Raw genomic sequence first — 24,205 nt, forward strand, 5'->3', positions numbered from 1 at the left:
TTGTCCCCGACTCGGGCGAAGCCGCCTCACCTGGCGGGTGATGACCGCCGTGCGCATCACCAGGGCACTATGCCGGCGTCGTCGAAGAACTGGCCGGTCGGGCCGTCGTCGGGCAGGGTCGCGAGTTTGATGGCGATCGCCGCGCCCTGTTCGGGGGTACGCACGCCGCGGAAGCCGTTGAGGTCGGTCGCGACGTAGCCGGGGCAGCCGGCGTTGATCACGATGTTCGTGCCGCTCAGCTCCCGGGCGTACTGGAGGGTGACTGCGTTCAGGAACGTCTTGGACGGCGAGTACGCCACGGCCACCGGACCCGCCGTCTGCTCGGCAGCGGTTCCTGACTGCCGGGTGAGGGAGCCGACACTGCTGGACATGTTCACGATCCGCGGTGCAGCAGAGCGGCGCAGCAGCGGCATCATTGCGTTGGTGACGCGGATGGCGCCGATCACGTTGGTCTCCACGACCGTCCGGATGGTGGCGGGATCGACCCGGGTGGGCTCCTGCGGTATACCGCCGGCGATGCCGGCGTTGTTGACGAGCACGTCGAGACGCCCCGCCTGTTTCTCGAACAGCCGTGCGGCGGCGGTCGCGCTCGCGTCATCGGTCACGTCCAGTGGTACGCCGAACGCGTCGACGCCGGCCGCGCGCAGTCTTTCCACCGCGGCCTTACGGCGCTGATCGTCGCGTGCGCCGACTCCGACGCTCCAGCCGAGGGCGCCAAGGCCCGCGGCGATCTCGTAGCCGATTCCCTTGTTCGCGCCGGTGACCAGCGCAATCGTTCGTTCACTCATGGGGACCATGCTGTCCTCGGACTCCGGCTGGGGTCCAAGACCGATCGGGTGGGCGACGATACCGTCCGGGTATTGATCCGGGTAGCGTGGTCGTATGGAGACCCGGGAACTGCGCTACTTCGTCGCGGTCGCTGAGGAGTTGCACTTCGGGCGCGCCGCGCGGCGGCTCGGCATCGCGCAGCCGCCTTTGTCACGGGCGATCCAGCAGCTCGAACGCAGGCTCGGGGCAGCGCTGCTGGATCGGACCAGCCGCACTGTCGCACTGACCGAGGCCGGTTCGGTGCTGCTGGCCGAGGGCCGCGCTGCCCTCGATGCGGTCGACGCTGCTGAACGCCGGACCCGCCGCGCTGCGCTTGCCACCACCGGCCGTCCTGGCCTGGTCCTGGTCACGAAGGCCAGCGCGTCCAGAGAGCTGCTGGCGAAACTGCTCGACGCGTACGCCGCCGAACCCGGGGCGGTCCCGGTCGAGGTCATCCTGTGTGGGCCGGCCGAGCAGGAACGACTCCTGCGCGAGGGCCGGGCCGACGTGGCGCTACTGCACCGTCCGTTCGACTCGACGTCCGGGTTCGACACCGAAGAACTCAGCACGGAAGGCCAGGTTGTGGTCCTGCCGGCTGGGCACCCGCTCACCATCCGGGCCCATGTGCACATGGCCGACATCACCGGGCTGCCGGGCCTGCCCCTGCCACGCTGGCCCGACCCCGACGGCACCTACCCGCCCGGCCCCGGCCCGCAGGTCCGCGACCACGCGCAGCTGTTGCAGCTCGTCGCGCTCGGCCGTGCCTGCGCGGTCTCACCGGAGTCGTGCCGAGCCCAACTGCATGGTGACCTCGCGGCAGTGCCCGTGCTGGACGCGCCGACAGTCACCACCGTGATCGCCTGGCCACCGCACAGCCGGTCCAGAGCCGTCGCCGACCTTGTCCGGACTGCGACACGTCTCTAGTAGTTCCAACACGCCTGGCCAGGTTCCACCTATCGCGTCCCGGCTCACCTCCGGCTCGGCCAGCTTTGCGCGGCTCCGGCCAACTAGAACGCTCAGTGGCCAACTGCGACGCTCAGTCATATCGTCCTACCACACGTGCGGCTGGGCGCTTCACCGGGCGGGCGAGCGAGGCAAGTGGGCGGGGAACTGCGGCAGCGCCGCCTGGCCCCGAGGGCTGCACGCAGACCAATCTTGCGGGTGCGCAATCCCGCAACCGTGCCATATGCGAAGGAAATGTGGCATGCCCGATGAGAATCGGACACCCGTCATGAGATACATGGGCGGGCGGGTGGTCGCCGGGGCCCGCTGAAAAGTGAGGTGGCCGAGGTGGCTGAGGCTTCGGAGGTCAAGCAGGCCGACGAGAGTTCCGTCGAGCTCGGGGGCTACCAGCAGGAGCTGAAACGGACGCTCGGCTCCTTTCAGGTGTTCGCGATCTCGTTCGCGTTCATCTCGGTGGCGGTTGGCATCTTCGCGACATACGACGACGTGCTGCAGAACGCGGGGCCGGTCGGGCTTTGGCTGTGGCCCATCGCGGCGGTGGGGCAGGTCCTGGTGGCCTTGGTGGTCGCGCAGCTCGCGGGCCGCATCGCGCTCAGCGGCTCGTCCTACCAATGGGCCTCGCGGCTGGCCAACCCGAAGGTCGGCTGGGGGTTCGGTTGGCTGACCTTCTGTTACCTGGCGATCGCGGTCGTGGCGGTCGACAATGCACTCGCGAGTCAGGCGATCATGCCGCTCGCCGGCATGCAGCCGGACGAGGGTACGGCGCGCCTGATCACGCTCGTGGTGCTGCTCGTCCAGACCTTGCTCGCAGTGGCCTCGACACGCATCGTCAGCATGATCAACGCGAGCGCGGTGGGGCTCGAACTGGTGCTCGTCGTGGTGATGGCCATCGCGCTCGTCGTCGCTGTGGCGGTCACGGGCCACGGCGCGGCCGACAACCTCACCTCGCGCGGTGTCACCGAGAACGCCCAGAACTACTTCACCGTGGGCGGCGGGTTGATGCTCGCGATGATCATGGGCCTGGCTACGCTCGTCGGCTTCGACGCCGCGGCCAACCTGGCCGAGGAAGCCAAGGATCCCTATCGCAGCGTCCCGCGCGCGATCGTGGGATCGGTCGTGGCCGCCGGCCTGCTGGGGATGCTGTTCCTGATCGCGCTCACCGTCGCGATCGAAGACATCCCACGGATCACAGCCAGCGGCTCGCCGGTCGCGGCGATCATGCACGATCAGTTCGGTCCGGTGATGGAGAGAGTGCTACTGGTTGCGATCGCCTTCGCGTTCTTCGGCGCCGGGATGGTGGTGATGACCGCGTGCTCGCGGATCGTTTTCGCGATGTCGCGCGACTCACGCTTCCCTGCCCACCGGCTGATGCGACGGGTCAACCCCCGCACGCATACACCGGTCCCGGCGACGATCCTGATCTTCGTCGTGGGAGTCGTCCTGATGGTCGCGTTGCCGGGTGCCGCACTGCTGAAGCTGATCACGGCGTCGACGATCCTCCCGGCGATCATCTACGGCGCGACGATTGTCCTCTACCTGGCGGTGCGCCGACGGCTGGACCGCAAAAAGGGCGCGTTCGACCTCGGGCGCTTCGAGTTGCCGGTCGCGATCTGCGCGCTGGTGTGGTCGGTCGTCTCGCTGTTTGTGCTGGTGGCGCCGGCGGAGGCGCTCGTCCCCGTGCTGATCGTGGTCGGTTTGCTTCTCGCGGGCGGGCTGTTCTTCCTCGGCCTGCTGATCTTCGACCGTGGGGCGCTGGAGACCGAGCCCGGCGACGTGAGCGTCTTCAGACACTGAGTTTTTCAGCGTTGCCGCTCCAGAGTGAGGCCGGCGGCATCGGCTGCTGAGAGGTGAGGCGGCTGCGCGGGCCGTCGCCCCTCGGGGCGACGGCCCCGGTCGCACCGACGCCTCCCCCAACGGTTGATTGGTGACAGCGCCGTTCGCCGCTACTTACCAGTGCGAACGTTCCTGAGTACCGCGCCCGGCCATTCGCTGCGGAGCATCCCGAACAGCACCCTGTCGTACCGCTCTCCCGCTACCAGAACCGCGTCCCGGCGTCGGCCCTCCTCGCGGAAGCCGGCGTGGGCAAAGGCACGCAGGGCGCGTTCATTGCCGCTCCAGGTGTCGAGCTCGATCCGGTGCAGCCCGAGAGTTCCGAACAAGTGGTTCACCAACAGCCGCAGTGCGTCCGAGCCGTGGCCCTTGCCCCAACGGTCACGCTCTCCGACGGTCAACCCGACCGTGGCCACCCGGGCGAACGGGTCCAGGTCGCGGTAGTCGGCCATGCCGATCGGTGTCCCGTCGGTCAGGTCCTCGATCGTGAAGACGGCCGACTCCCGCGGGTTCAGCGCCAGCATCACGTCAAATCCGAGCCCCACGGCCTCGGCCGTGACCGGCCCGAACGCCGGATCTCCCGCGGCGGCCCAGTGGGCCACCTCCAGGTCGTTACGCCATCGCACATGATGTTCCAGGTCCTGCGCGCGCAGTGCCCGCAGCCTCACCAGTTCGCCGTTGATCATGAACTGATAGTAGGCGCGGCTGTAAGCCGTCAACCGGCCGCGAGGCGGTGAAGCCGTAGTGGGCCACGGGGACGGTGCGTGGGCAGCCAGCGTGCCGGGGTGCGCTGCTGTGAACGGCCCAGCGGCAGGCCCGCACCCGGGGATCGGGGGCCGGTGTCACGGGTACGGCTACCTCGCCGCCAAGGCCACCGCGTGCCGACGCCGGCGCCGACTCCAGGAGTACGAGGACTGGCGCACCCAACCGGCCCGCGACAAGAGCCGGCCGCGACGAACGTGGAACGTTGCCCGGAGATCACTGATGCGCCACGCCGGGGCTATGGCCGGCGGCGAGGCTTGCCGCGCTTGCCTGCCTTGGGGCCGCCGGAACCGCTCCGTGGGTTCTTGCCGGCCGACTTGCCGGTTGCCGGCTTCCGCTGTGCGCCGCCCGCGTCGGGGCGCTTGCGCTTCGGCTGTGGCGGGGTCGGGGGGCGGCCCCGCGAGCTGTTGACGGTCCGCCCGCGGACAATCCCGATGAACTGCTCCACCAGGTCGGTGGTTTCGTCCTCCGGCCACGACAGTGCGATGCGCGACTCGGGGGCGTCCGAGACCGGCCGGTACGTGAGGTCCTTGCGGTGGTGCAGACGCGCGAGTGACTGCGGGACGACAAGCAGTCCCACTCCCGCTGCCACCAGCTCGACGGCATCCGCCGTCGTGGCCGGGCGCTCGTTCGCGGGCCGTCCCGGCCGACGCTCCCAGTCGAGGGTGTCGTCGAGGGGATGCAGCACGATGTCGTCGGCCAGATCCTCGGCGGACACCTCGTCGGCCGCGGCCACGAGGTGATCCTTCGGGACCACGACGACCGTCGTCTCGGTGTAGAGGGGGATCGCGCTGAGATCCGTCCGGTCGATCGGCAACCGCAGGAAACCCGCGTCGGCGCCACCGTCCCGCAGCACGTCGGATGCTTCGGCGGCGGATACCGGGATGAGGGTCAGCGGGACGTCGGGCAGGCGCTCGTTCCAGATCCGCACCCACTTGGAGGGCGTCACTCCCGGGACATACGCGAGCCGGAACGAAGGGGATACTTCCGAGCCTGTCACTGCGCCAGGCTACCCGTCGTGGTCGGAGGTAGCGCACATGCTCGATACTCTTGACACCATGACGTCGCACCAGACCACCCAGACAATGAAGCCCGCAACGGCGGCGAAGAAGCTGGGTGTGTACCTCGAGGCCACCCCCGCCGAGTTCCAGGAAGGCGTCGTCTCGCGTGCCGAGCTGAGTGCCCTGCAGGCCGATCCGCCCCAGTGGCTGCTGGAGCTGCGACGCGACGGCCCGCATCCCCGGCCGGTGGTCGCGGCGAAGCTGGGCATCTCCATCTCAGGTCTCGCACGCGGCGGAGTCACGGAGGCCCTCACCACCGAGCAGATCGACGCGTTGAAGGCCGAGAGTCCCGAGTGGCTGCAGAAGGAACGCGCCACCCAGGCCGAGGTCCGGAAAGAAGCGGTACGCATCAAGGAGAAGAACGCGGAGCAAGGCGACGAACCCCGCCGACCGCGTTCCTGACCGCTTCCCCCAGGCGATGCCGAGTCGTCGGCCGAGGCAGCCCGGACCGCCTCGCTCGCGCCGTCGACGTCACGTTCGAGGACCCGCACGCGGAGCAGCGCGGCCGGGCGTCGGTTCACTCGCGTCACCGGCCCGCCGGTCCTGTCGACACATACGTTCAGGCCCCGGGCCGGACTCCTCACGGAGCGCTCCTGCCTGCTCAGGGGGCGCGAGAACGTACACACCCGTCCTCGCGGGATTCGTCGATCGGCTCGCTGTCGAACGGGGTGCCGTGCCCCGGCCGGGCACGCCGCCCTCCCTGCCGTCTCTCACTCCCTAGCGGTGAACTGCCGGTCGACGCTGCTGCTGGCATGGCAGCCGGGGCCGCCGTTCTCCGGCGCCTCGCCGGACTGCTCCTGCTCCTGGGTGCCTGCGGACGTCCCCTGGTCGGGGGCGTTCTCATCGACCTGGGACCGAGGTGTCGATCCGGCCGGAAGCCGTTCGTATAGAGGGTGGGAGCCGGCACCGCGCCGGCCACGAACGCCAAGGGGAGACGCCATGAAGCACTACCTGCTCAGCGTGATCCAGCCGTCGTCCGCGGAGAAGCCCGCGCCCGAGGTTGCTGGCGGAGATCAGGCGCGACCTCGAGGTCTTCCATCAGGAACTGAAGGCCGCCGGCGCATGGGTCTTCGCCGGCGGGCTGCACGGCCCGAGCACAGCCACGGTGGTCCGGGTCAAGGACGGGGACACTCTCATGACCGACGGTCCGTTCGCCGAGGGCAAGGAGCACATCGGGGGGCTGTGCATCGTCAAGGCGCCCGATCTGGACTCCGCGCTCGAATGGGGCCGCAAGGCCGCCCGAGCGACCACGCTGCCGATCGAGGTACGGCCGTTCCTGGGCGAAGACGCGGAGTGACCTCCGGTATGCCTGGCGGCACCGTCGCGGAGGTCGAGCGCGTGTTCCGTGCGGAGTACGGGCGCGCGGTAGCCGTCCTGGTCCGCCGCTTCGGCGACATCGAAATCGCCGAGGAGGCGGTCCAGGACGCGTTCGCCGCGGCGGTGGAGCGGTGGCCGGCCACCGGAGTGCCGCCGAGCCCGGCCGGCTGGATCATCACCACGGCCCGCAACCGGGTGATCGACCGCCTCCGCCGGGAAGCGTCCCGCGAGGACCGGTACGCCCAGGCCGCTCTGCTGCACGCCGCCGAGGAACCGGCCGAGGAGGATCCTGTGCACGACGACCGACTGCGCCTGATCTTCACCTGCTGCCACCCCGCGCTCGCCCCTGCCTCCCAGGTCGCTCTGACGCTGCGGCTGCTGGGCGGGCTCACCACCACGGAGATCGCGGGCGCGTTCCTGGTGACCGAGCCGGCCATGGCGCAGCGGCTCGTCCGGGCCAAGGGCAAGATCCGCGACGCGCGGATCCCCTACCGGGTCCCGAAGGACGCCGATCTCCCGGACCGGCTCAAGCCGGTGCTGTCCGTCGTCTACCTCATTTTCAACGAGGGCTACACGGCCAGCTCGGGCGAGCGGCTGATACGGGAGGACCTCTGCGCGGAGGCTGTCCGGCTCGGGCGCCTCCTGGCCGAGCTCATGCCCGACGAGCCCGAGGTCAAAGGGCTGCTCGCGCTCATGCTGCTCACCGAGTCGCGCCGGGCCGCCCGCACCACGCGGGACGGCGACCTGGTGCTGCTGGCCGACCAGGACCGCGGTCTGTGGGACCACGATCTCGTCGCCGAGGGCCAGGCCCTTGTCCGGCAGTGTCTGAGGCACGGTCGGCCCGGCCCGTACCAGATCCAGGCGGCGATCAACGCAGTACACAGCGACGCACCGGTGGCGGCCGCCACGGACTGGTCGCAGATCCTGCGGTTGTACGACCAGCTGCTCGCGCTCGCCCCGAGCCCGGTCGTGGCCCTCAACCGCGCCGTCGCGGTGGCGGAGGTCGAAGGCCCGGGGGCGGGACTCGCCCTCGTCGACAGCCTCGATCTCGGCGGCTTCCATCTCTTCCACGCCGTCCGGGCCGATCTGCTGCGGCGCCTGGGTCGCGACAGCGAGGCGGCACTCGCGTACGAGGCGGCGATCGCCCGCACCGAGAACGCGGCCGAGCGTGACTTCCTGCGGCGCGGTCTCCAGTCGCTGAACCGCGCCTGACCGCCCTGCCCGGCTCGATGACTGCCCCGGAACCGGCTCGCGAGCGGGCACCTCACGTGGCTACGCTCCGGCCATGTCAGTCTCGCTCGGCGCGGCGGCGCGCAAGCTACGTGCGCGCGGCAGCGCGGCGCCGGTTCGGGGCCGTCCCCGACCCGGAGGACGCCGCGGTGCCGGCGGGGTCATGGGGGCGCCTCCAGGCGCAGGCTCCAGCGGCCCGCCAGGCCGGTCAGGGTGACGGTCGACAGCGGGCGGACGTCCACATTCCAGTACGTGGAGGGCGGCGCCTTCAGCGCGTACACCAGCGCCGCCCGTACGACGGCCGGCTCGGCGACGGCGACGATGGCGCCCACGTCCTCGGCAGGCCGGGTGTCGAGCCAGTTACCTATCCGCGAGATGAACGCGATCAGCGGCTCACCGCCGTGCGGCGCGGAGCGCGGGTCGGCGAGCCAGGCGTTCACGGCCTCCGGCTCCCTGGCGGTCACCTCCGCGAGGGTGTAACCGCGCCAGCGGCCCATGTCGCAGTCGCGCAGTGCCGGCTGGACGAGCGGCGCGAAGCCGAAGGCCTCGCCGGTCGCACGGCTGCGGGCGGTCGGCGAGCAGTAGCGCAGCTCGGCGACGTTCAGCGGCACGAGAGCGTGCGCGGCGAGCTGCATCTCGTGCCAGCCGGCCTGGTCGAGCGGCCGGTCGTCGTCGAAGCGCTCGGCAAGCAGGGCTGAGCTGCGGGCGGCAGCGACCAACGTGATCCGGACACTCATGGCGTGATCGTGGTTGCGAAAGCCGCGCAGGTCAAGAGGTCACTGAAGGCCGAGCGCCATCCACTTCCCGGGGTGCTCGAGGGTCTGGAAGCCGATCTTCTCGTAGACGCCGTGGGCATCCTCGGTGGCGAGGAGGATGCGGCGCAGCCCGCACGGGGCGAGGTGATCACGGACGGCGGCGACCAGCGCGGTGCCCAGCCCCTCGCCGCGGACGGCTCGGTCGACGTACACATCGCAGAGCCAGGCGAAGGTGGAGTGGTCGGTGACGATACGGGCGTACGCGACGAGCTCGCCCGAAGTCGTGTCGTACGCCCCGAAGTTCAGCGAACCGGCGATGGCCAGGTCCTGCTTCTCACGGCTGCGGCCGAGCGCCCAGTAGGCATCGGTGGAGAGCCAGTGGTGGATGCGGGCGGCGTCCAGCCGGGCGGGGTCGGTGGAAATCGTGTACATGCCGAAGGCCGTGTCGTTCATAGCGGGAGGTTCGCAGGCCCGGGCCGCTGGGTCGAGCCGTTTTTACGGGCGCGGCCGGGGCGTTGTCAGTGGCGGCTGCGATGCTCGGACCATGACCGGGACGACGGCAGCGACCCCGACGGCCTCCTCGGCACCATGCGGAAAGCGGGCTTCGACCTCAGCGAAGGAGGCGGCCGCGACTACGCATTGCACACCGAGGCCACGTTCGCGCCGGCCGAGCGGATCACGGGGGTGCTGCTGACGCCGGAGCTGCTTCGGACGTCGGAGTTCGTGTGCGGGACGGTGCCGATACCGGACCACTGACGGTCGCTCAGCCCCGGCCCGGCACCAGCACCTCGTCGCACGCGGCCCGCAGCCGCCGGACGCCCTCGGCGATCTCGGCCGGGCCCGCCACGCCCGCGAAGCTCAACCGCATGTGTCCCGCAGGGGGTTCGGCACAGAAGTAGGGGCGGCCGGGTGCGAGGGCGACGCCCGCGCGCAGGGCCGCTGAGAGCAGCGCCGCCTCGTCCGCGCCGTCGGGAAGCCGCAGCCAGAGGTGGTAGCCGCCGGACGGGATGTGCGGCAGGGCCAGTTCGGGCAGATCCCGCAGCAGCGCGGCGGTCATGGTGTCCCTGCGGGCTTTCAACTCCGCGGCCACGGTGCGCAGATGACGGTTCCAGGCGGGTGCGCCGACCAGTTCCAGGGCTGCTTCCTGGAGCGGGCGGGGTACGAAGAAGTTGTCGACGACATGGATGGCACGCAGCCGTTCCAGGACGGGACCGCGGGCCGCCAGCATCCCCACCCGCAGGCTCGGCGAGGTCGCCTTGGTGAGCGAGCTCACATGGACGACGACGCCGTCGTGATCGTCCGCGGCGAGCGGCCTGGGCAGCGGGCCCGCGTCCTCGTGGACCAGGCGGCGCGCGAAGTCGTCCTCGACGACGAAGGCGCCCGCCGCGCGTGCGATGCGGAGCACTTCGGGGCGGCGCTCGGGCGAGAGCACCGCTCCGGTCGGGTTCTGGAACAGCGGCTGGCACACAAAGACCCGGGCACCCGTGGCCCGGAAGGCCGCGGCGAGCAGTTCCGTGCGTACGCCCCGGGCGTCCATCGGGACCGGCACGGGCCGCAGCCCGGCGGCGCGGGCGATCGCCAGCATGCCCGGGTAGGTGGGGGACTCGACGAGAACGGGGGCTCCGGGCGGGGCGAGCGCACGCAGGGCCGTGGTCAGTGCGGACTGGCCACCCGCCGTGATCAGTACGTCGGCGGCTGCTGAGGTGTCGCCGAGACCGCGGGCGAACCACTCGCGCAGTTCGGGCAGTCCGTCGATGGGCGGCCTGCCCCAGGCCCCGGGCCGCCGCCCGGCCCGTGCCAGCGCGGCGGCCATCGCCTGCTCCGGCTGGAGGCTGGAATGCAGATAGCCGCCGTTGAACTCCACGACACCGGGCGCCGGCGCGGCGAGGGTGGCCAGGACGCCGGAGGCGTCGACGGCTCGCGGCACCGGCTCGGTGGCGGCGTCGGCGCTGAGGGCGACCTCCTGCCAGGAGGTGTCACGGGACGGCGGGGTGCCCGTGCGGGGCTCCGCACGGAAGGCTCCCGCGCCGGGCCGGGTGACGACCAGGCCCTCGGCGGCGAGCTGGGCGAGTGCGCGCGACACAGTCACCGGAGAGACCCGGTAGCGCTCCACGAGCGCCCGGCTCGATGGCAGCTTCCCACCTGGTGAGTAGCGATCGAGCTCGCTCTTCAGGGAATTCGCCAATTCGGCGACACTGCTACGCTCATTCATGACAGCACAGGATAGCGCTACTCCCGCCACCTCGATAGCGGTCAGCAGCGGCACCCTCCTCGCCGCGCTGGGCGTCCTCGCCTTCTCGCTCACCTTTCCGTCCACCGCCTGGGGCCTGGAGAGCTTCGGCCCCTGGTCCCTCGTCGCTGTACGCAGCGTGCTCGCCGCACTCGTCGCGGGAGGTTTTCTGCGGGCGATGCGCGTGCCGCTCCCCGACCGCCGCCACTGGGCGGGGCTGGCAGTGGTGGCCGGCGGTGTGGTCGTGGGCTTCCCGCTGCTGACCACGCTCGCCCTGCAGACCGCCACCACCTCGCACGCCGCCGTGGTGGTGGGACTGCTGCCGCTGACCACCGCGGCCTTCGCGGCCGTGCGCACCGGCCGCCGCCCCTCCCGCACCTTCTGGCTTGCGGCGCTCGCCGGGGCCGCCGTGGTCATCGCGTTCACCGTGCAGCAGAGCGGTGGCGCGCTCAGGACCGGCGATCTGTACCTCTTCGGCGCCCTGCTGGTCTGCGCCGCCGGTTACACCGAGGGCGGCCGCCTGGCCCGGGAGCTGCCGGGCTGGCAGGTGATCGGATGGGCGCTGATGCTCTGCCTACCGCTGACACTCACCGGATCGGCCGTCGCCCTGGCCTTCGAACCGGTGCGGCTGACGGCCCACGGTGTGATCGGGCTGCTCTGGGTTGCCGCCGGTTCGACGTTCTTCGGCCTGTACGTCTGGTACCGGGGCATGGCCTCGATCGGTATCGCCAAGGCCAGCCAGCTCCAGCTCGCGCAACCGCTTCTCACTCTGGTCTGGTCGGTGTCCCTGCTGGACGAGCGGCTCTCGCCCGCCGCCCCGGTGGCCGCGGTCGCCGTCCTGGTCTGCATCGCGGTCACCCAGCGCGCCCGCAGCTGAGAGGGTGCAACTCTCGCCGCCGGTCGTAAACTCGAAGCACCGGAAACACCGCCTTCGAGGAGGTCACTCCCGATGCAAGCGAACGTGGGCGACACCCTGCTGGTGCACGGCAGGACCGTGGGTCAGCACGACAAGCGCGCCGAAGTGGTCGAGGTGCTGGGGGCCAAGGGCACCCCGCCGTACCGCGTCCGTTTCGACGACGGGCACGAGGCGCTGATGTCTCCTGGCCCCGACACCGTTGTGCGCCACCACAAGGAGGCCTGACTCAGGCCGGCGGCCGCACCCTGGTCGGATAGTGATCGGCCACCACCCTGGCCATCGCACCGATCGGATCCGTCATGACCTCTTTCGCCGAGAAGAAGCAGTGGCCGCGGACCTCGGCGTATGCGCACGCCAGCGTGAGGTGGCGGGAGAGTTCGGCGGGGTCCTGCCAGGGCGCCGGCTGAGCTGGATCGCCCGCCTTGTAGAGAGCCTCACCGACGTAGAGATGGACGCCCGTGCCCTGTACGACGCTGTGCCACCAGGGCAGCAGCTTGGCGTAATCGGCGACGGCGAAGCCGATGTTCCAGTAGATCTGGGGGACGATGTAGTCGATCCAGCCCTGCTTCACCCATGTGCGGGTGTCGGCGTGCAGATCGTCGTAGGTCTGCACGCCGGCCCGGGTGTCGGAACCGAGCGGGTCGGTCGCGGCGTTGCGCCATACGCCGAAGGGGCTGATGCCGAAGCGGACGTTCTTCTTGGCCTTCTTGATCCTTTGGGCCATCTCGCGGACCAGCCGGTCGATGTTGTCGCGACGCCAGGCGGCCCTGTCCGGAAAACCGGCGCCGTAGCGGGCGTAGGTGGCGTCGTCGTCGAAGACCTGGCCGGCGACCGGATACGGATAGAAGTAGTCGTCGAAGTGGACGGCGTCGATGTCGTAGCGGCGGACGGCGTCCATCATCGCGCGCTGGACGAAGGCGCGGACCTCCGGGATGCCGGGGTTGTAGTAGAGCTTCCCGCCGTACGGAAGGACCCAGTCGGGGTGCACCCGGGCCGGGTGGTTCGCGACAAGCCTGGACGGATCGGTGTGATTCGCGACGCGGTACGGGTTGAACCAGGCGTGCAGCTCCAGACCGCGCCGGTGGGCTTCGCGCACGGCAGTGCCGAGCGGATCCCAGCCGGGGTCCTGTCCCTGGACGCCGGTCAGGTACTGGGCCCAGGGCTCGTACGGTGAGGGCCACAGGGCGTCAGCGGTCGGCCTGACCTGGAAGACCACGACATTCAGCCGGCGGGCCACGGCGGAGTCGAGGTGGGCGAGGAGTTCGGCGCGCTGCTCGGCTGCGGTGAGGCCCGGCCGGGAAGGCCAGTCGCGGTTGGCGACGCTCGCGAGCCACATGCCGCGGAACTCCCGGCTCGGCCCGTGCCGTCGCCTGCCCCGGCCGGAGGCCGGCGCGGCCGCCGCGTCCCCGGCCGCCGTCAGCGCGGCCAGCACTCCGGCCGCCGCCACGACGATCCCTCTTCTGCCGATCTGCCCCATTTTTCGCCCCCCGCGCCATCGGTGCCGACCGCCGTATGCGCACAGCATGCCCGCCCCTGACGGTCATGCACACCCGCATCCGGAGTAACGTCGTGGGGTCGAGGCGGTCGCCGGAATCACACGGCGGACCTGTCGCCCGGCCACCGGCCGGGAAGACCCCCGGACACAAGATCAGCGAAAGGCACGAGGTGACGGACTCAATGGCCGACATTGCACGCGTCGGAGTGGTGGGTTGCGGCCAGATGGGCGCGGGCATCGCGGAGGTGTGCGCCCGCAGCGGCCTCGAGGTGATGGTCGCCGAGACCACGGGCGAGGCTCTGGAGATCGGTCGCACCCGGCTCTACAACTCTCTCTCGAAGGCCGCCGAACGCGGCAAGATCACCGAGGAGGAGCGCGACACGACGCTGGAGCGGCTCAGCTTCACCACCGACCTCGGAGAGTTCGCCGACCGCGATCTCGTCATCGAGGCCGTCGTGGAGAACGAGCAGGTCAAGACCGAGATCTTCCAGGTGCTCGACCAGGTGGTGACCCGCCAGGACGCGATCCTCGCCTCCAACACCTCGTCCATCCCGCTGGTGAAGCTCGCCGTCGCGACCTCCCGTCCGGACCAGGTCATCGGCATCCACTTCTTCAACCCGGCTCCGGTGCAGAAGCTCGTCGAGCTGATCCCGGCACTGACCACTTCCGAGGAGACGATCAAGCGCTCCGAGGCCGTCGTCCAGAATGTGCTGGACAAGCACGCGATCCGCGCCCAGGACCGCTCGGGCTTCGTGGTGAACGCCCTCCTCATCCCGTATCTGCTCTCCGCGATCCGGATGTTCGAGTCGGGCATCGCGAGCCGTGAGGACATCGACAACGGCATGGAGCTCGGCTGCGCCCACCCGATGGGCCCGCTGAAGCTCTCCGACCTGATCGGTCTGGACACCGTCGCCTCGGTGGCGGACTCGATGTACGCCGAGTACAAGGAGCCGCTGTACGCCGCTCCCCCGCTGCTGCAGCGGATGGTGGACGCGGGGCGGCTCGGCCGCAAGACGGGCTCGGGCTTCTACCCGTACTCATGACGGGACGGCCTCGCCACACCCGTGATGGGGTCGAACTCCACATTCACACGGAGTGTGCGGGGCGTGCCCGCATATGCCGTGCGCACACGCTCCCGCCCTCCGACCAGGGAGAGTTGACTCGGTTCCGCTCAGTCAAGGGTCCGCTGCACAACTTCCCGTAGAGGAGCCGTTCCGTGACCAACGACCCTGATCATTTAGTGGTCGTCGAAGAGTTCGCCGAGATACGCCGCAGCCTCGACGTCGGCCTCGCCCGGATAGACGGACATCTGGCGCTGCTCGCGCAGCGCAACGGCCAGATCGACCGGGAGCTGACCGATCTGGCCGCGCGCGTCGGGGCACTCGAGCACGCCAGGTGGCCGTTGCCCGCCGTTGCCGCGCTGACCGCGCTCGGAGCGCTGGCGGTAACGGTGTGGCAGGCCGTGGGCCGGTAGCCGCCGGGCGTCAGCCCAGCCGCAGATGGTGAAGCATCAGCAGCCCGGCCGCCATATTGGCGGCCGGGACCTCACCGCGGGCGATCATGTCGGGCACCAGCTTCAGCGGTATCCACTCGCGGCGCGAGGACTCGAAGTCGTCCTCCGGATGCCCGATGTACGTCGCGTCCTCGGACCAGTAGAGATGATGCCGGGCGTCGGTGAGGCCGTTGGACGGTTCGACGGTCAGGAGGTGCTGGAGAGGACCCGGACGCCAGCCGGTCTCCTCCTCCATCTCCCTGGCGGCCGCGGCCGCGATGTCCTCGCCGTCCTCGACGACGCCGGCGGCGAGCTCCCAGCCCCAGCTGTTGGTGATGAAGCGGTGCCGCCAGAGCATCAGCACCTCGTTGGCCCTGTTGACCGCAGTCGCGACGGCGACCGGGCGGAGCCGGATGAGGAAGTGGTCCAGGTGCCGGCCGTCGGGGAGCTCGACATCGGCCAGGTTGACCCTGAACCAACGGTTTTCATACACAGTTTGTTCGCTTAATTTCGTCCACTGCACTTTTCTGCCACCTTCCGACAAGTAGATGGCAATATCGCAGCAGGAGCTCGGTCAGAGGGGAACGCGCAGTGCCCCGTCGATGAGTTCGGCGGCCTCGTCGGCGTTGGTGCAACCGCTCGCCACGAGATGCTCGCGTACCGCCCGCAGCCGGTCCCGGAGCCGCTGCGACTCCATCCCCTTGGCCCGCTCCACCATCTCCGCCGCCGTCTTCGCCGCCCGGTCCACCTCGCCCTGACGCAGCTCGATCTGGCTGAGCATGGCGAGCCGGTGCACCCGGCCGCGGTCGTGCGCCGGAGTGTCGACGGCCGCCGCGGCATGCTCCCGTGCCGCCGTCAGATCCCCCAGGCTGAGCAGGGCCTCCGCCACCTGGACATTCACCAGGCCCGGCTGGACATAACCGGTCTCGTCCGGCTCGCACCCCGGACGGATCCGCTCCGCCTCCAGCTCCGCGCGCCGGATGCACCGCAAGGCGCTGCGGCCGTCGCCGAGATGGGCGTACGCCTTCGCCTGCATCGCGTACAGATCGGCGGCCAGCGCCGGAGTGAGCTGCGCTCCCGCGGCACGCAGCGCCGCCTCCGCGAAGGCCACCGCCTGCCGGTGCTCCGCCATGAACAGCGACTGGTTGACCAGGAGCGCGATCACATATGCGCCAAGTCCCCGGTCCCCGCTGGCCTTTGCCAGCCGCAGCGCCTGGTGGAAGTAGCGCTGGGCGAGGCCGTGCGCGTTGGAGTCGTAGGCGCAGATGCCGGCGACGGACACCAGACCGCCCGTCGCCCGGTGCAGTTGGCGGCCGAGTGCGTCGCTGTAGCCACCGCGGAGCAGCGGCGCGGTCTCGGCGTTGAGGAAGCCGACGATGCGGGCGCGGGTCGCGATGCCGCCCGCCTTCCGGTACATCAGCTCGTAGTGCGCACGGGCGGCGCGCAGCATCTTTATGTCGGCCATGCTGACGCGCGTCTGTCCCGAGCGCGAGACATCCGAATCCTCCGGCGGGTTCTCCCACTCCCATACGGGCATGACGGCGGGGGTGCCGGTGACCGCGGGCGCCTCGATGATGTGCCGCCGCTGCTGTTCGTCGGAGCGCCACATCGCGGTGGCCCGCTCCACGAAACCGGAGAGCGGCGAGCCGAGTTGTGTCACGGACTCGCCCGGCACGCCGAGGCCGATGTCGCCGAGGACTATCGCCCGGTGCAGCCGGCCGGCGAGCACCTCGCAGATCAGGTCGGGCACCTGGCCGCGCGGGCGCTGGCCCTTCAGCCAGCGGGCCACGGCCGTGTGTTCGTAGCGCAGTTCCAGACCTCTTGCCCGGCCGGCCTGGTTGACCCTGGCGGCGAGGCCCGCGTTGGAGATGCCCGCCTCGTCGAGCAGGGCGTCGAGCAGGGTATTGGGCTGCATGTGCCCCTCCGGTGGCTCGGTGGGCTCAGCGTAGTGGAGGGCGATTCGCACGGGGTGTGAACCAAGTGCCCTCATCTGTGCCCCGCGCGCTCTGCCGCCACGCCGGCCGCGCCGGTTGACTGGGGTGCCTCTCACAGAGGCGGCCGGGCCGTCGGCTCCCCCTCGTACAGTGCGACGGCCCTAGATTGCGTCGTCTGCCCTGCTGATCTGCCCGACACTCCGCGGCAGGGCGGGCGGCGCCGGCCGCACGGCAATCCCTTGGTTGCCGATCGCTGCACATGGCCGCGGATGAAGCTAGCGATTGGAGGGTTCCGGCCGGGTACGGCGCAGGGCGGCATCTCCGGACTGCGCCGGTACCCGCGCGCGGTCGTTGCGCAGCACCAGCAGCGCCACATCGTCGGCGAGACGACCGCCGGTGTGACGCAGCAACTGCGAGCGAACGGTGGCGATCACGGCAGCGGGCGAAACCGGCGAGCCGAGCGCGGCCTCGTCGAGAACGGCCTCCAGACCGAAGAACGTCCCCGACGCGTCACGGGCGTCCGCAGCCCCGTCCGTGTGCAGGAACAGCGCCTCGCCGGAGCGCAGCCGGGCGCACCGGTGGAGGGGCAGCTCGGCCGGGAGCGGGAACAGACCGAGCGGTGGCAGCGGGTCCGCGCAGGCCAGCGGTTCGGCCCGGCGGCAGAGCCGGTACGGCCATGGATGACCGCAGTTGAGCGCCAGTACGCCGCCGTCCTGCCCGATCTCCAGCAGCAGCACGGTGACGAAATCCTCCGCCGCCGGACAGTCCGGCTCTCCCCCGCCGGCGGCCGGATGCTCCTCCCGCGCCCGCTCCCGCAGATGCCGCTGGATCGACCGGTCCAACCTCCGCAGTACGCCGTCCAGTTCGGGCTCGTCGTACGCGGCCTCCCGGAAGCTGCCGAGAACCGCGGCCGCCGCCCCTATCGCGGGCAGCCCGTGCCCGCGGGCGTCGCCGATGACAATCCGCACGCCGTACGGGGTGGCCACGGCCTCGTACAGATCGCCCCCGACCGCGGCGCCACGGCTCACCGAGAGCTGGCTCGCGGCGAGGGTGAGTCCGTCGAGACGGTCCGGCAGCGGCCGCAGCAGCACCCGATGGGCGGCTTCGGCGATTTCGCTCATCCGTCTGAGCTCACGGTTCAGCCCGTGCCGGACACCGAGGACAAGACCGGTGCCGACCGAGAGGAAAACGACGCCGGTCGCCACCCGCTGCCCGAGGCTCTCCGGCTGGGGGGACGGACAGGCGATCTTCCAGGTGATCGCGGCGGAGCCGCAGACGGCGGGAAGGACCAGAGGAAGCAGTCGCCGTACCCGCGAATGGTCGGCGCGCGCGGACCTCACCCACCGCGAGGCCGGAAAGGGACCTCCACCGGACCTGCTGATACGGATCATGCGGTGGTCCCCTCATAGGCCCTGTCCGGCACGCAGGCAGGCCCCCACGGCCAGGACGATTCTTTCGATCGACCCAGCCCGGAAGGGACAACGCCCCACGTTCTCACCCAAATGAGTGAGGGGCGCGCCCGGTGTCCGGGCGCGCCCCTCAACAGGCCGGGAGCGGTCAGGCTCCGCGCAGTACCGCCCCGGTGCGCTCGGCGGCGAGCGCCACCGCCGCGTCGCGGGCGGCCGAGGCTTCCTCGACCGTCAGCGTCCGGTCGGAGGCACGGAACCGCAGCGCGTACGCCAGCGACTTCTTGCCCTCGCCGATCTGCGACCCGACAAATACATCGAACAGCCGGATGGACTCCAGCAGTTCACCCGCGCCCTCGGTCAGCACCTGCTCGACCTCCGCGGCCGGCACCCGCTCGTCGACCACGAGCGCGACGTCCTGGGTCGCCACCGGGAACGTGGAGATCCGCGGCGCCTGAAGCGCGCCCTGCGAGGCCTGCTCCAGCAGATCCAGGTTCAGCTCCATCGCGCAGCTGCGCGCGGGCAGATGCAGTGCCTTCACCACGCGCGGGTGCAGCTCACCGGCGTATCCGACGGTCTGCTCCGCTCCGTCGATCACCACGGCGAGCTCGGCGCACCGGCCCGGGTGCCACGGTCCGTACTGGCCCTGGCGGACGATCAGTTCGGCCCCGGCCTCGCTCGCGACCGTGCGGGCGGATTCGACCGCGTCGGCCCAGTCGGCCGGCCGGTCCTTGCCCCACCAGCCGGCCTGCTCACGCGCACCGGCGAGCACGACCGCGACATGGCGTGGCTGCACCGGCAGCACCCCGGTCAGTCCGGCGATCTCCTCGTCGGTCGGACGGCGGTGGACGGGCAGCCGCACCGCGATGCCCTCCTGCGTGGGGGCCTGGAAGACCAGGCCGGTCTCGAAGAGGGCCAGGTCGTGGCTGCCGCGGCCGTCATTGCGGCGCAGCGCGCCGAGCAGTCCCGGCAGCAGCGTGGTGCGCAGCGCGGGCTCCTCGTCGGAGAGCGGGTTGACCAGCTTGACCAGCCGGCGGCTGGTGTCGTCCGCCGGGATCGCGAGCTGATCGAGGATCTGTTCGCCGATGAACGGGTAGTTCAGCGCCTCGACATAGCCGGCGCCGGCCAGCGCGCGGCCGACGCGGCGGTACAGCCGCTGCCGTGGGGTGAGCCCACGGCCGGGCGGCGGTGTGGGCAGCGTCGACGGCAGGTTCTGGTAGCCCTCGAGCCGGATGACCTCTTCGGCGAGGTCGTTCGGCTCGCTCAGGTCGGGACGCCAGGACGGGACGGCGACGACCAGTTCGTCCTGTCCGTAGACGTCCGCACCGACCTCCTGGAGGCGGCGTACGACAGTCTCGCGTCCGTAGTCGACGCCCGCGACGCGGTCCGGGTGATCCGCCGGCATCGAGATCGTACGAGGCACGGACGGCGCGACGACCTCGGTGACGCCTGCCTCGGCGGTGCCACCCGCGAGCAGCACCAGCAGGTCGACGGTCCGCTGCGCGGCGGCGGCCGCGGCCTGCGGGTCGACGCCCCGCTCGAAGCGCTTGGACGCCTCGGAGGCCAGCTTGTGGCGGCGCGCGGTACGGGCGATGGTGATCGCGTCGAAGTGCGCGGCCTCGATGACGACCTCGGTGGTGCCCCGGATCTGACCGGTCTCGGGGTCGGCCGCGGCGTCGGCGATCTCGGTGTTGGCGCCGCCCATGACACCCGCGAGGCCGATCGGCCCGCGGTTGTCGGTGATGACCAGGTCTTCGGAGTCCAGGACGCGCGTGACGCCGTCGAGGGTGGTCAGCTTCTCGCCGTGCTCGGCGCGGCGCACTCCGATCGGTCCGTCGAGACGGGAGCGGTCGTAGGCGTGCAGCGGCTGGCCGAGCTCGAGCATCACGTAGTTGGTGACGTCGACAGCGAGCGAGATCGGGCGCATCCCGGCTTTCTGCAACCGGCGCTGCAGCCAGATCGGGGAGCGGCCCTCGGGCTCCAGGCCGACGACCGTACGCGCGGTGAAGCGGTCGCAGCCCTTCGGGTCGGCGACCTTCACCACGTGGCCGAAGGAGTTCGGGGCGGGGACGTCGAGCAGCGCAGGGTCGCGCAGCGGCAGGCCGTACGCGATGGCGGTCTCGCGGGCGACGCCGCGCATCGAGAGGCAGTATCCGCGGTCCGGCGTGACGGCGATGTCGAGGACCTCGTCGACGAGCTCCAGAAGCTCGACGGCGTCGGTGCCGGCCTCGTACTCCGGCGGCAGCACGATGATGCCGTGCGAGCCGTCGTCGCCCATGCCCAGCTCATCGCCGGAGCAGATCATGCCGTGCGAGGTCTTGCCGTACGTCTCGCGCGCCGCGATCGCGAAGTCACCCGGCAGCACGGCGCCCGGCAGGACCACGACGACCTTGTCGCCGACCGAGAAGTTGCGCGCGCCGCAGACGATCTCCTGCGGCGCACCGGTGCCATTGGCCATGCCGACGTCGACGGTGCAGAAGCGGATGGGCTTCTTGAACTCCGTCAGCTCCTCGATGGTCAGCACCTGTCCGACGACGAGGGGGCCCTTGAGCCCGGCGCCGAGCTGCTCGACGGTCTCGACCTCGAGGCCGGCGGAAACGAGCTTGGCCTGGACGTCACGGCCGGTCTCCGTCGCCGGCAGGTCGACGTACTCCCGCAGCCAGGAAAGCGGGACCCGCATCAGATCTCCATCCCGAACGGCCGGGTGAACCGGACGTCACCCTCGACCATGTCTCGCATGTCTTCGACGTTGTGGCGGAACATCAGCATCCGTTCGATGCCGAACCCGAAGGCGAATCCGCTGTACTTCTCGGGGTCGACGCCGCAGGCGATGAGCACCTTGGGGTTGACCATGCCGCAGCCGCCGAGCTCGATCCAGCCCTCGCTGCCGCAGGTGCGGCACGGCCGGTCCGGATTGCCGACGGACTCGCCGCGGCACACGTAGCAGACCATGTCCATCTCGGCGGACGGCTCGGTGAACGGGAAGAAGTTCGGGCGCAGCCGGGTCTTCATGTCCCGGCCGAAGAGTGCCTGGACCATGTGGTCCAGGGTGCCCTTCAGGTCGGCCATGGTCAGGCCCTCGTCAACGGCGAGCAGCTCGATCTGGTGGAAGACCGGGGTGTGCGTCGCGTCCAGTTCGTCGGTGCGGTACACGCGGCCGGGCACGACGACATAGACAGGCGGCTCGCGGTCGAGCAGGGTGCGGGCCTGGACCGGCGAGGTGTGCGTACGCAGCACGATGCCGGACTCGTCGTCCGTGGTGCCCTTGGGCCCCTGGACGAAGAAGGTGTCCTGCATCTGGCGCGCCGGGTGGTCGGGCACGAAGTTCAGGGCGTCGAAGTTGAACCACTCCGCCTCGACCTCGGGGCCCTCGGCGACCTCGTACCCCATGGATACGAAGATGTCCTCGAGCCGCTCCATGAGCGTGGTGAGCGGGTGGCGGGCGCCGGCCGGGATCCGGTCGTGGGGCAGCGTGACATCCACTGCCTCCTCGACGAGCACCCGGGCGTCGCGCTCGGCCTCGAGCTCGGTCTGGCGGGCGGCGAGGGCCTTGCTCACGGCGCCGCGGGCCTGGCCCACGCGCTTGCCGGCCTCGGCCTTTGCCTGCGGCGGCAGCGCGCCGATCTCCCGGTTGGCAAGCGCGAGCGGCGAGGCGCCACCGGTGTGCGCGACCTTCGCGTGGGCGAGAGCCTCGAGGTCGCCCGCGGCGGCGAAGGCGGCGAGCGCCTCGTCCCGCATGCGCTCGATCTCTTCCGGTTTCAGTGCCTCGACCTCAACAGGGTCGTACGACTTATTGGGTGCGGACATCTCTTCCCGTACTTCCGATGGGCTGGCTGGGGCCCCCGCTCGACGACCGAGGACGCAAAGGTGCCAAAGGACGAGTCTAACGGGGTATGGAGAGGCGAATGAGCCCGCGGGCTGCTCAGGCCAGGTAGGCCGGGGCGCCGACGGGCAGAATAAATCGGAACTCGGCGCCGCCGCCGGGTCCGCGGCCGACGGTGATCGTGCCACCGTGCGCCTCGACGATGCCCTTGACGATGTAGAGACCGAGCCCGGTACCACCGCGCTTGCTTCCCCGCCAGAAGCGGGTGAAGACACGGCCCATCGACTCCTCGGGGATGCCGGGGCCTTCGTCGCTCACGGTGACGGCCGTTCCCTTCTCGTCGTCCTTCGCGGATGCCGGTGCCACCTCGATGGTGACGGTTCCCTCGCCGTGGCGCACGGCATTTTCCAGCAGATTGCCGAGCACCTGGTCGATCTTGTCAGGATCGGCCCACATGTCGGGCAGCTGCCGCTGGATACGTACGAAGAACCGGTCCGGCCGCTGGCCGCTGGCTATGTGTGCCTGGATGTGCCGCCCGACGGCCGCCGCGATGTCGACGGGCTGGCGGCGCACTTCGAGCCGCCCGGAGTCGATACGGGAGATGTCGAGCAGCTCGGCGATCAACCGGGTGACGCGGTTCGCGTCGGCGTCGACGGTCTCGAGCATCAGCCGCTTCTGGTCGTCGGTGAAGCGCTCCCACTTGGCGAGCAGCGTCGCCGTGAAGCCCTTGACGGAGGTGAGCGGGGAGCGCAGTTCATGGGCGACGGTGGCGATCAGCTCGGCATGGCTGCGTTCGGTACGGCGCCGTGCCTCGGTGCCGCGCAGGCTGATGACCAGCCTGCGCAGGGGACCGGTCGGGCGCTCGCGCACATAGCGGGCGGAGACGAGGACTTCACGGCCGCCGGGGAGCAGGAGATTGCGCTCGGGCTGGCCGACGCGGGTGGCGAGTCCGCCGTACGGATCGGTCAGCGTCCACCAGCGGCGGCCCTTGAGGTCCTCCAGCGGCAGCGCGCGCTCCAGCGGCAGGCCCAGCGCATCGGCCTTGGACACGGCGGTGATCCGTACGGCCGCGTCGTTGAAGCAGATCACCCGGCCGGTCTCGTCGGCGACGACCAGTCCGTCGGGAAGATCGTCGGGGTCGATTCCGAACATGTCGGGGCCCTCGGAATGACACAGCAACGCCCCGTGTGTCCCCGCGGGCCTGCTCGTCCCGACAGCCATCCCCGTACCCCACCTCTCCGCCGGTGCAGTGGGCCCCCGAGCCCGTCACCCTACTAGCTGGAAGTGACGGAGCGGACCCCCTGAGCGAGTACTCCTGGTCAGCGAGCACTGCCTGTGCGCTGTGCACGCGCCGAGGCATAGAGACATACGGCTGCGGCGGTCGCGAGGTTCAGGCTCTCGGCCTTTCCATGGATCGGGACGCGCACCACCGCGTCCGCGAGCGCTCGGGTCTCCTCCGGCAGGCCCCAGGCCTCATTGCCGAAGATCCAGGCGGTGGGGCCGCCCATGGTGCCCGCGTCGAGTTCGTCGTCCAGGTCGTCGTCGCCCGCGCCGTCGGCGGCCAGTACGCGCACTCCGGCGTCGCGCAGCCCCTGGACGGCCTGCTCTACAGGCACGCCGACCGCGACGGGCAGGTGGAAGTGCGAACCGACCGACGCCCGTACCGACTTGGGGTTGTAGAGGTCCACGGAGGCATCGGTGAGGACGACGGCGTCGGCGCCCGCGGCGTCCGCGCAGCGCAGTACCGTGCCGGCGTTGCCCGGGTCGCGTACGTGCGCGAGGACCGCGACGAGCCTGGGCCGGGCCGCGAGGATGTCCTCGAACGGCGAGTCCAGGAAGCGGCAGACCCCGACCAGGCCTTGCGGGGTGACGGTCTGGGACACCTCGGCGAGCACCGCGTCGGAGGCGTGGTGCACCCGGACCCCGGCGGCACGGGCGGCGCCGACGATGTCCGCGTACCGCTCGGCGGCATCGACGGTGGTGAAGAGCTCGACCAGGGTGGGCTCACCGCCGGGGCCGCGGTGGGCGACGGCCTCGCGCACGGCCTGCGGCCCCTCGGCGATGAACAGCCGCTCCTTGCCGCGGAAGGCGCGCTTGGCAAGCCGCCGGGCGGCGGTGACGCGCGGGGAACGCGGGGAGATCAGCTCGGGGGTGCCCATGTCGCCTGCGGCTCTCTGATTCGGG

The 24,205-nt window shown here is 70.7% G+C and carries 23 protein-coding genes and 1 pseudogene; 10 read left to right on the forward strand and 14 right to left on the reverse strand.

Going from position 1 to position 24,205, the window contains the following annotated elements:
- Positions 1 to 56 precede the first annotated feature (56 nt).
- Positions 57 to 788: an SDR family NAD(P)-dependent oxidoreductase gene (locus tag ACWDZ6_RS23850; RefSeq protein WP_451504430.1), complete on the reverse strand. Its 732-nt coding sequence runs from the start codon at positions 786 to 788 to the stop codon at positions 57 to 59.
- Between the two features lie 94 nt (positions 789 to 882).
- Between ACWDZ6_RS23850 and ACWDZ6_RS23855 the strand changes: the two genes are divergently transcribed.
- Both ACWDZ6_RS23855 and ACWDZ6_RS23860 read left to right on the forward strand, forming a co-directional pair.
- The gene (locus ACWDZ6_RS23855; RefSeq protein ID WP_451504431.1) at positions 883 to 1,731 is read left to right on the forward strand and encodes a LysR family transcriptional regulator; all 849 of its coding nucleotides are present in this window, start codon (positions 883 to 885) and stop codon (positions 1,729 to 1,731) included.
- Between the two features lie 366 nt (positions 1,732 to 2,097).
- Complete coding sequence (locus ACWDZ6_RS23860) at positions 2,098 to 3,564, forward strand: APC family permease (RefSeq protein ID WP_451504432.1); 1,467 nt, start codon at positions 2,098 to 2,100, stop codon at positions 3,562 to 3,564.
- Positions 3,565 to 3,713: 149 nt separating this feature from the next.
- Here the strand turns inward: ACWDZ6_RS23860 and ACWDZ6_RS23865 are convergent, their stop codons facing one another.
- The gene (locus ACWDZ6_RS23865; protein WP_451504433.1) at positions 3,714 to 4,286 is read right to left on the reverse strand and encodes a GNAT family N-acetyltransferase; all 573 of its coding nucleotides are present in this window, start codon (positions 4,284 to 4,286) and stop codon (positions 3,714 to 3,716) included.
- Positions 4,287 to 4,600: 314 nt separating this feature from the next.
- The gene (locus tag ACWDZ6_RS23870) at positions 4,601 to 5,362 is read right to left on the reverse strand and encodes a LysR family substrate-binding domain-containing protein (protein WP_451504434.1); all 762 of its coding nucleotides are present in this window, start codon (positions 5,360 to 5,362) and stop codon (positions 4,601 to 4,603) included.
- Positions 5,363 to 5,420: 58 nt separating this feature from the next.
- On the opposite strand from ACWDZ6_RS23870, the gene ACWDZ6_RS23875 reads away from it, so the two are divergent.
- From ACWDZ6_RS23875 to ACWDZ6_RS23885, 3 genes and pseudogenes are all read left to right on the forward strand, one after another.
- Positions 5,421 to 5,825, forward strand: a complete 405-nt coding sequence (locus ACWDZ6_RS23875) for a DUF5997 family protein (protein WP_451504435.1) — start codon at positions 5,421 to 5,423, stop codon at positions 5,823 to 5,825.
- A 537-nt stretch (positions 5,826 to 6,362) separates the two neighbouring features.
- Positions 6,363 to 6,720, forward strand: a pseudogene (locus ACWDZ6_RS23880) (YciI family protein).
- 8 nt (positions 6,721 to 6,728) lie between these two features.
- Entirely contained in the window at positions 6,729 to 7,952 is a 1,224-nt protein-coding gene (locus ACWDZ6_RS23885; protein ID WP_451504436.1) for an RNA polymerase sigma factor, read from the forward strand.
- 179 nt (positions 7,953 to 8,131) lie between these two features.
- Here the strand turns inward: ACWDZ6_RS23885 and ACWDZ6_RS23890 are convergent, their stop codons facing one another.
- A complete protein-coding gene (locus ACWDZ6_RS23890; protein ID WP_451504437.1) occupies positions 8,132 to 8,707 on the reverse strand; it encodes a histidine phosphatase family protein in 576 nt (191 codons plus the stop codon).
- 39 nt (positions 8,708 to 8,746) lie between these two features.
- The gene (locus ACWDZ6_RS23895; protein ID WP_366735975.1) at positions 8,747 to 9,178 is read right to left on the reverse strand and encodes a GNAT family N-acetyltransferase; all 432 of its coding nucleotides are present in this window, start codon (positions 9,176 to 9,178) and stop codon (positions 8,747 to 8,749) included.
- Between ACWDZ6_RS23895 and ACWDZ6_RS23900 the strand changes: the two genes are divergently transcribed.
- Positions 9,107 to 9,481 (forward strand): DUF6461 domain-containing protein, encoded by a 375-nt coding sequence (locus tag ACWDZ6_RS23900; protein WP_451504438.1) that lies wholly within the window; start codon positions 9,107 to 9,109, stop codon positions 9,479 to 9,481. The genes ACWDZ6_RS23895 and ACWDZ6_RS23900 overlap by 72 nt on opposite strands.
- 7 nt (positions 9,482 to 9,488) lie before the next feature.
- Here ACWDZ6_RS23900 and ACWDZ6_RS23905 read toward each other — a convergent pair whose 3' ends face one another.
- On the reverse strand, positions 9,489 to 10,937 hold the full coding sequence (locus ACWDZ6_RS23905) for an aminotransferase-like domain-containing protein (protein ID WP_451504439.1): 1,449 nt from the start codon (positions 10,935 to 10,937) through the stop codon (positions 9,489 to 9,491).
- Here ACWDZ6_RS23905 and ACWDZ6_RS23910 point away from each other — a divergent pair.
- Positions 10,936 to 11,832: a DMT family transporter gene (locus ACWDZ6_RS23910; RefSeq protein ID WP_451504440.1), complete on the forward strand. Its 897-nt coding sequence runs from the start codon at positions 10,936 to 10,938 to the stop codon at positions 11,830 to 11,832. The two genes, ACWDZ6_RS23905 and ACWDZ6_RS23910, sit on opposite strands and share 2 nt — an antisense overlap.
- A 72-nt stretch (positions 11,833 to 11,904) precedes the next feature.
- Complete coding sequence (locus ACWDZ6_RS23915; RefSeq protein ID WP_366735979.1) at positions 11,905 to 12,096, forward strand: DUF1918 domain-containing protein; 192 nt, start codon at positions 11,905 to 11,907, stop codon at positions 12,094 to 12,096.
- A gap of 1 nt (position 12,097) precedes the next feature.
- On the opposite strand, the gene ACWDZ6_RS23920 is transcribed toward ACWDZ6_RS23915, so the two are convergent.
- Complete coding sequence (locus ACWDZ6_RS23920; protein WP_451504441.1) at positions 12,098 to 13,348, reverse strand: glycoside hydrolase family 10 protein; 1,251 nt, start codon at positions 13,346 to 13,348, stop codon at positions 12,098 to 12,100.
- A 200-nt stretch (positions 13,349 to 13,548) separates the two neighbouring features.
- Between ACWDZ6_RS23920 and ACWDZ6_RS23925 the strand changes: the two genes are divergently transcribed.
- Positions 13,549 to 14,409, forward strand: a complete 861-nt coding sequence (locus ACWDZ6_RS23925) for a 3-hydroxybutyryl-CoA dehydrogenase (RefSeq protein WP_351456459.1) — start codon at positions 13,549 to 13,551, stop codon at positions 14,407 to 14,409.
- Positions 14,410 to 14,582: 173 nt separating this feature from the next.
- Complete coding sequence (locus ACWDZ6_RS23930) at positions 14,583 to 14,840, forward strand: hypothetical protein (protein ID WP_451504442.1); 258 nt, start codon at positions 14,583 to 14,585, stop codon at positions 14,838 to 14,840.
- A 10-nt stretch (positions 14,841 to 14,850) separates the two neighbouring features.
- Here the strand turns inward: ACWDZ6_RS23930 and ACWDZ6_RS23935 are convergent, their stop codons facing one another.
- The 7 genes from ACWDZ6_RS23935 to ACWDZ6_RS23965 all read right to left on the reverse strand — a co-directional run bounded on the left by ACWDZ6_RS23935 (position 14,851) and on the right by ACWDZ6_RS23965 (position 24,180).
- Positions 14,851 to 15,381: an NUDIX hydrolase gene (locus tag ACWDZ6_RS23935; protein WP_326648690.1), complete on the reverse strand. Its 531-nt coding sequence runs from the start codon at positions 15,379 to 15,381 to the stop codon at positions 14,851 to 14,853.
- 51 nt (positions 15,382 to 15,432) lie between these two features.
- Positions 15,433 to 16,773, reverse strand: a complete 1,341-nt coding sequence (locus ACWDZ6_RS23940) for a transcriptional regulator (protein ID WP_451504443.1) — start codon at positions 16,771 to 16,773, stop codon at positions 15,433 to 15,435.
- A 294-nt stretch (positions 16,774 to 17,067) separates the two neighbouring features.
- Positions 17,068 to 18,183, reverse strand: coding sequence for a PP2C family protein-serine/threonine phosphatase (locus ACWDZ6_RS23945; RefSeq protein ID WP_451504444.1), 1,116 nt, complete (start codon positions 18,181 to 18,183; stop codon positions 17,068 to 17,070).
- Between the two features lie 166 nt (positions 18,184 to 18,349).
- A complete protein-coding gene (gene pheT, locus ACWDZ6_RS23950; protein WP_451504445.1) occupies positions 18,350 to 20,878 on the reverse strand; it encodes a phenylalanine--tRNA ligase subunit beta in 2,529 nt (842 codons plus the stop codon).
- Positions 20,878 to 22,005: a phenylalanine--tRNA ligase subunit alpha gene (pheS, locus tag ACWDZ6_RS23955; RefSeq protein ID WP_366736216.1), complete on the reverse strand. Its 1,128-nt coding sequence runs from the start codon at positions 22,003 to 22,005 to the stop codon at positions 20,878 to 20,880. The genes pheT and pheS overlap by 1 nt, the downstream gene beginning before the upstream one ends.
- A gap of 115 nt (positions 22,006 to 22,120) precedes the next feature.
- Positions 22,121 to 23,242 (reverse strand): ATP-binding protein, encoded by a 1,122-nt coding sequence (locus tag ACWDZ6_RS23960; protein WP_451504446.1) that lies wholly within the window; start codon positions 23,240 to 23,242, stop codon positions 22,121 to 22,123.
- A gap of 98 nt (positions 23,243 to 23,340) precedes the next feature.
- On the reverse strand, positions 23,341 to 24,180 hold the full coding sequence (locus ACWDZ6_RS23965; protein ID WP_451504447.1) for a TrmH family RNA methyltransferase: 840 nt from the start codon (positions 24,178 to 24,180) through the stop codon (positions 23,341 to 23,343).
- Positions 24,181 to 24,205: the final 25 nt, after the last annotated feature.

The sequence above is a fragment of the Streptomyces sp. NPDC002926 genome, from assembly GCF_053591755.1.

Excerpts from the sequence above, each read along its gene's own strand:
- ACWDZ6_RS23850 (WP_451504430.1), bottom strand. The coding sequence starts at position 788 with ATGAGTGAACGAACGATTGCGCTGGTCACCGGCGCGAACAAGGGAATC.
- ACWDZ6_RS23855 (WP_451504431.1), top strand. The coding sequence starts at position 883 with ATGGAGACCCGGGAACTGCGCTACTTCGTCGCGGTCGCTGAGGAGTTG.
- ACWDZ6_RS23865 (WP_451504433.1), bottom strand. The coding sequence starts at position 4,286 with ATGATCAACGGCGAACTGGTGAGGCTGCGGGCACTGCGCGCGCAGGAC.
- ACWDZ6_RS23875 (WP_451504435.1), top strand. The coding sequence starts at position 5,421 with ATGACGTCGCACCAGACCACCCAGACAATGAAGCCCGCAACGGCGGCG.
- ACWDZ6_RS23885 (WP_451504436.1), top strand. The coding sequence starts at position 6,729 with ATGCCTGGCGGCACCGTCGCGGAGGTCGAGCGCGTGTTCCGTGCGGAG.
- ACWDZ6_RS23890 (WP_451504437.1), bottom strand. The coding sequence starts at position 8,707 with ATGAGTGTCCGGATCACGTTGGTCGCTGCCGCCCGCAGCTCAGCCCTG.
- ACWDZ6_RS23895 (WP_366735975.1), bottom strand. The coding sequence starts at position 9,178 with ATGAACGACACGGCCTTCGGCATGTACACGATTTCCACCGACCCCGCC.
- ACWDZ6_RS23910 (WP_451504440.1), top strand. The coding sequence starts at position 10,936 with ATGACAGCACAGGATAGCGCTACTCCCGCCACCTCGATAGCGGTCAGC.
- ACWDZ6_RS23905 (WP_451504439.1), bottom strand. The coding sequence starts at position 10,937 with ATGAATGAGCGTAGCAGTGTCGCCGAATTGGCGAATTCCCTGAAGAGC.
- ACWDZ6_RS23915 (WP_366735979.1), top strand. The coding sequence starts at position 11,905 with ATGCAAGCGAACGTGGGCGACACCCTGCTGGTGCACGGCAGGACCGTG.
- ACWDZ6_RS23920 (WP_451504441.1), bottom strand. The coding sequence starts at position 13,348 with ATGGGGCAGATCGGCAGAAGAGGGATCGTCGTGGCGGCGGCCGGAGTG.
- ACWDZ6_RS23925 (WP_351456459.1), top strand. The coding sequence starts at position 13,549 with ATGGCCGACATTGCACGCGTCGGAGTGGTGGGTTGCGGCCAGATGGGC.
- ACWDZ6_RS23940 (WP_451504443.1), bottom strand. The coding sequence starts at position 16,773 with ATGCAGCCCAATACCCTGCTCGACGCCCTGCTCGACGAGGCGGGCATC.
- ACWDZ6_RS23945 (WP_451504444.1), bottom strand. The coding sequence starts at position 18,183 with ATGATCCGTATCAGCAGGTCCGGTGGAGGTCCCTTTCCGGCCTCGCGG.
- pheT (WP_451504445.1), bottom strand. The coding sequence starts at position 20,878 with ATGCGGGTCCCGCTTTCCTGGCTGCGGGAGTACGTCGACCTGCCGGCG.
- pheS (WP_366736216.1), bottom strand. The coding sequence starts at position 22,005 with ATGTCCGCACCCAATAAGTCGTACGACCCTGTTGAGGTCGAGGCACTG.
- ACWDZ6_RS23960 (WP_451504446.1), bottom strand. The coding sequence starts at position 23,242 with ATGGCTGTCGGGACGAGCAGGCCCGCGGGGACACACGGGGCGTTGCTG.
- ACWDZ6_RS23965 (WP_451504447.1), bottom strand. The coding sequence starts at position 24,180 with ATGGGCACCCCCGAGCTGATCTCCCCGCGTTCCCCGCGCGTCACCGCC.